This window comes from Natroniella acetigena (genome assembly GCF_023227745.1).
GTDB classification, from domain to species: Bacteria; Bacillota; Halanaerobiia; order Halobacteroidales; family Halobacteroidaceae; genus Natroniella; species Natroniella acetigena.
On sequence record NZ_JALKBX010000095.1, the window covers coordinates 1 to 4597 of the forward strand.

A 4597-nucleotide genomic window follows, 5' to 3' on the forward strand; every position below is an offset into this window, starting at 1 on the left:
GAAGCTCAGAAAAAATCTTTCAGAACGAGAAATCTCCCTCATGGTTCTAGGCAAAAGTTACACATAATTGTAATAAAACCCCACTTCAAATCCCTATACTTCAAATCCCTATAATATCAAAGAGCAGCTTGTCTAATTAAGAAGAGCGACTTTACTAAAGCTAATATTCCGACTTAGAAATTCCCTTTCCAATCCAATCAATCAAGTGCTTACGGCTAAAATGCCACTGCCTTCCCAGTTTTCTACCTGGCACTTGATATTTTTTAAGTATTTCTGTTAAAGTTCTAGTGCTAACCCCTAGCAATTCGCTTGCTTCTTTAAAACCTAAAATATCCTTCTTCATTATCTCTTTATCCTCTAATTTCTTATATAAGTTATATTCAGGCAATTCTAATTGATAAACAAAAACCTCTCTTAATCTCTTCTTACAGTCATACTGCAACTCTTGATTGATACTGATCAATTCTGCCTCACCTAAGTATTTATACTCATCAGTATCCAACTTAATAAAGATATAGATCGGACAAGGCTGAATTAAGTAATTAGTCAACGCCAAATTACCACCAGTCAACTTCTGTTCTCCTTCTAACCCTTCAGCTGTATAATAAAAAGCATCTTCTTCTAAGCGATCATGATAAGGGTTTGTCTTTTTCCAGTTACTTAAATCTGAAAATAAAACAATATACCCTGGATTCTCCGCAGTTCCAGTATATTTAATCCCTCTACTGGTATTGACCTTTAACTTCTGATAAATAATTTCTTGAGAATATACTTCTTCCACAACTAAACCGATTTCATTCATCTTGTTACCTCCTATATATTACTTTTGATCTTATTATATCAACTCCTTCCTTTTATTGTCAATTAATTTCCTGTCTTTTCTGCTAACTTGCTATTAAGTCTGAGGTTAAGGTTGAGTTTAAGTCAACCATTAAAACATGATTCTTTAGTATTTACTTAGACTTAGCCTTAATTCCCCTACAAAATGAAAAAAACTGAGCTTAAAAATAAGCTCAGTCTCTATATGCATAAATTTCATCTGCATCAAAGTATAAATCAATCTCTCTTTTAGCACTTTCAGTACTATCTGAAGCATGTACAATATTACCAGAATCTAAATTCAAAGCAAAATCACCTCTAATAGTACCTGGTTTAGCTTCGAGAGGGTCAGTCGCACCGTTTAAATTCCTAATAATCTGAATTGCTTCTTCTCCAGCAATTACCATTGCTACTATTGGAGCTTCAGTTATGTATGAAATTAAATCATCAAAAAAGCCTTTCCCTTCATGCTCTTGATAATGAGTTATAGCTAACTGTTCATCCATCCACATCATCTTCATCGCTTGAATCTCCAATCCTTTAGCTTCAAATCTAGCTACAATATCACCAATCTTTCGATTCAATACTCCATCAGGCTTAATTAATACTAATGATTGTTCCATCCTAAACTCCTCCAACTTTTTTATTATTTGTATGAAAATTCAAATTAACATTATTATAACTCATTTTCTTCCAAATTGCAATTATAATTGATGATTATGAATAACTTCTAATATCAACTCAGTTGGAAGTTCATCCAAAAAGCGGGAAGGAATCATAGTTTTAGTCTCACCAAACTGCTGACGCTGCCGAGTATAACTGATAAATAATCTATTTTCAGCTCGCGTCATTGCTACATAAGCTAACCGCCTTTCCTCCTCTATATCTTCAATTAACCCACTCTTAATACTACGTCGATGGGGAAAAACCTCTTCTTCCACCCCCACTATAAAGACAGTAGGAAATTCCAAACCTTTAGAAGCATGTACAGTCATCATCTTAACCTGATTTGATTGATCCAGATCATCTTGATCAGATAATAATTTTAGATCTCTCACGAAATCATCTAACTCTCGGTCTGGATTCTTTCGTTGATAATTTTCTGCTAAAACTAAAAACTCATTTAAATTATCCAATCTATTAAGAGCTGTCTCTGAACCATCTAATTCCAACATTGCTTGATAGCCACTGGTCTTTAAGATCTCATCAACCTGGTCAGGAATTGATAGACTGGATTCTTTAATAGCAATTACCTCTTCTAAATCCTTATGAAATGATCTTATCTTAGCGGCAGTCTTCTTACCTATACCTGATACATCGGTTGGCTCTTCCATAATATCGAACAACCCCAAGCTTTCATCCTCTTGATTAAAGCTTAACAAATTAAACTCCGGTACATATTCCTGAGCATGCCTAATTAATTTATCCAAGGTCTTAGCTCCAATTCCCCGTTTAGGAACATTAACAATCCGTTTCATAGCAATTGTATCTTGAGGATTAACTGCCACCTTTAAATAACTTATGATATCTTTAATCTCCTTACGATCATAAAATCCAAGTCCTCCTACTATATAATAGGGAATTCTCTTTCTAATAAAGGCTTCTTCTAAGACTCTAGATTGATGATTAGAACGGTACAAAATAGCAATATCATTATACTTATACCCACTAAATCTAACTAAATTATCAATCTCTTCTGTTATGTAATCTGCTTCAGCATACTCATTAGCTGCCTCACAAATAATAACTGGCTCTCCTTCAGCATTAGCAGTCCAAACTTCTTTATTAAATTGCTGATGATTACGAGCAATCAAGGCATTAGATGCATTAATAATATTGCCTTTAGAGCGATAGTTCTGCTCTAATTTAATCGTCTTACATTCAGCAAAATCATCTGCAAAGCTGAGAATATTATTCATATCAGCTCCACGGAATTTATAAATACTCTGAAAATCATCACCAACTACAAAGATATTATTATGCTTTTTAGCTACTAACTGGGCCAACCGATACTGAATTGGTGAAGTATCCTGATACTCATCGATCAACAAATACTTAAACTTGTCCTGATACTTGGCCAATACATCTTGATGCTCTTCAAACAACTCTATCGTCTTAGCTAATAGATCATTAAAGTCAAAGGCATTATTATCTTTTAATACTTCATTATACTTTTGATAAATATCAACAATATTTTGATAATACTCTTCACTTCCGTTACCTACCTCTTGATACCTAGCTAATAATTCATCTTCAGCCCACAACTTTAATTTAGCTTTATTAATTAATTTCAGAACAATCTTAGGATCATACTTTTCTTTATCTAGATTGAAACTCAAAATAATATCAGCAACCAAGCTCTTACTTTCATCCTGATCATAAATTACAAATCCTGATTGATACCCTAATTTCTTTAAATTCTGGCTCAAGATCCGAACACAAATACTATGGAAGGTACCAATCCACATCTGATCAGGCATTTCACCTAATAAATCTTTGATCTTTCTTTTCATATCTTGTGCTGCTTTATTAGTAAAGGTCAAAGTCAATATATTAACTGGACTAACCCCTTGGTCAATCAAATAAGCAACCCGATAGGTTAAAGCCCTTGTCTTGCCACTTCCGGCAGCAGCTAAGACTAAGACTGGTCCTTCAGTCGTTGTAACTGCCTCTTGTTGTTTAGTATTTAACATTGTTGATAAATTCATACTATTATTCCTCCTATACAATATTTCCTTTTAGCTGAGAAAACTCACTAACTTAATCTTTTCTTTTCTTGTGATAAATATTCTTCTACTTTAAAGATCTTACTTATTAACAGATAAAAAACTATTATAAAAATTAATCCACCAATAATAATTCCATAATTTTCTTTTACTATCAAACCTTCTTCAACAATAAAACCACTAATTACTGTTAAAAATGCTACTTTAGGTAATATTCCGAACAAAGATAATATAATATAAACCGAAAATTTAATTTCAGTCAAACCATAAGCATAATTCTGTAAATTTATCGGGATTATAGGAATCAATCTTGTTATTAATAATAAGCGATACCCATATTCCTCAATCCATAATTCCATTTTAGAAACTAACCCCTTCTTTTCTAACCAAGCCTTAATAAAATCCCTAGCAAAATATCTAGCAATTAAAAATGATGAACTTGCTCCTAATCCAAAACCAATTAATACAAAAACTGCCCCAAAAAACGAGCCAAAAGCCAAACCTCCTACTAACATAAAAAAAGGATTAGGTAAAAAAATAATCATTGCTACAGTATAAATAGCAATAAAAAAAGCAGGTGCTAACCAGCCCCATCCTGTTATCCATTTATTAAAAGCTAATAATTTTGTTACATCTTGATAATCAAATAATTCTAACTGATATCCTATAACTATTCCTAATAAGACTATAAAAATCAGAAACAACCACTTTTTATTTAACATCCTATCACCTCACATCAATTTCTTTCAATCGAACTAACGACTTAAACATTTTATCACACTTTTTCCGTTTTTTAAAATATCATCACTAGTCATTATAACAAAAAGCAGCCATTTGGCTGCTTTTTACTCAACTATTTATTTTTAATTAGCGGATATTAAATTCCTAAATCTTCTAATTAGTTTACCTGAATTCCTCTACATTCCCGTTTTAATTGATCACCTGTATATTAACTTAACGCGTTATGCTAGTTAATTTTGGTTCTTCCTCGATTTTTGTGAAAAATAAATTAGCTGACATACCTAATATCAACCTATATGAAAATTATGGAT

Annotated in this window: 4 protein-coding genes; all 4 read right to left on the minus strand. The window is 32.3% G+C overall.

The genetic code is table 11. The features are described 5' to 3' along the window. Positions 1 to 160: 160 nt before the first annotated feature. Positions 161 to 802: a helix-turn-helix domain-containing protein gene (locus MWH25_RS12565; RefSeq protein ID WP_248627998.1), complete on the minus strand. Its 642-nt coding sequence runs from the start codon at positions 800 to 802 to the stop codon at positions 161 to 163. A gap of 211 nt (positions 803 to 1013) precedes the next feature. Beyond that, entirely contained in the window at positions 1014 to 1442 is a 429-nt protein-coding gene (ndk, locus tag MWH25_RS12570) for a nucleoside-diphosphate kinase (RefSeq protein ID WP_248627999.1), read from the minus strand. A gap of 81 nt (positions 1443 to 1523) precedes the next feature. Beyond that, positions 1524 to 3527: an ATP-dependent helicase gene (locus tag MWH25_RS12575; RefSeq protein ID WP_248628000.1), complete on the minus strand. Its 2004-nt coding sequence runs from the start codon at positions 3525 to 3527 to the stop codon at positions 1524 to 1526. A gap of 47 nt (positions 3528 to 3574) precedes the next feature. Beyond that, on the minus strand, positions 3575 to 4267 hold the full coding sequence (locus MWH25_RS12580; protein ID WP_248628001.1) for a TVP38/TMEM64 family protein: 693 nt from the start codon (positions 4265 to 4267) through the stop codon (positions 3575 to 3577). Between the last annotated feature and the right edge of the window lie 330 nt (positions 4268 to 4597).

Coding starts and splice junctions, on each gene's coding strand:
- MWH25_RS12565 (WP_248627998.1), bottom strand. CDS start 802: ATGAATGAAATCGGTTTAGTTGTGGAAGAAGTATATTCTCAAGAAATT.
- ndk (WP_248627999.1), bottom strand. CDS start 1,442: ATGGAACAATCATTAGTATTAATTAAGCCTGATGGAGTATTGAATCGA.
- MWH25_RS12580 (WP_248628001.1), bottom strand. CDS start 4,267: ATGTTAAATAAAAAGTGGTTGTTTCTGATTTTTATAGTCTTATTAGGA.
- MWH25_RS12575 (WP_248628000.1), bottom strand. CDS start 3,527: ATGAATTTATCAACAATGTTAAATACTAAACAACAAGAGGCAGTTACA.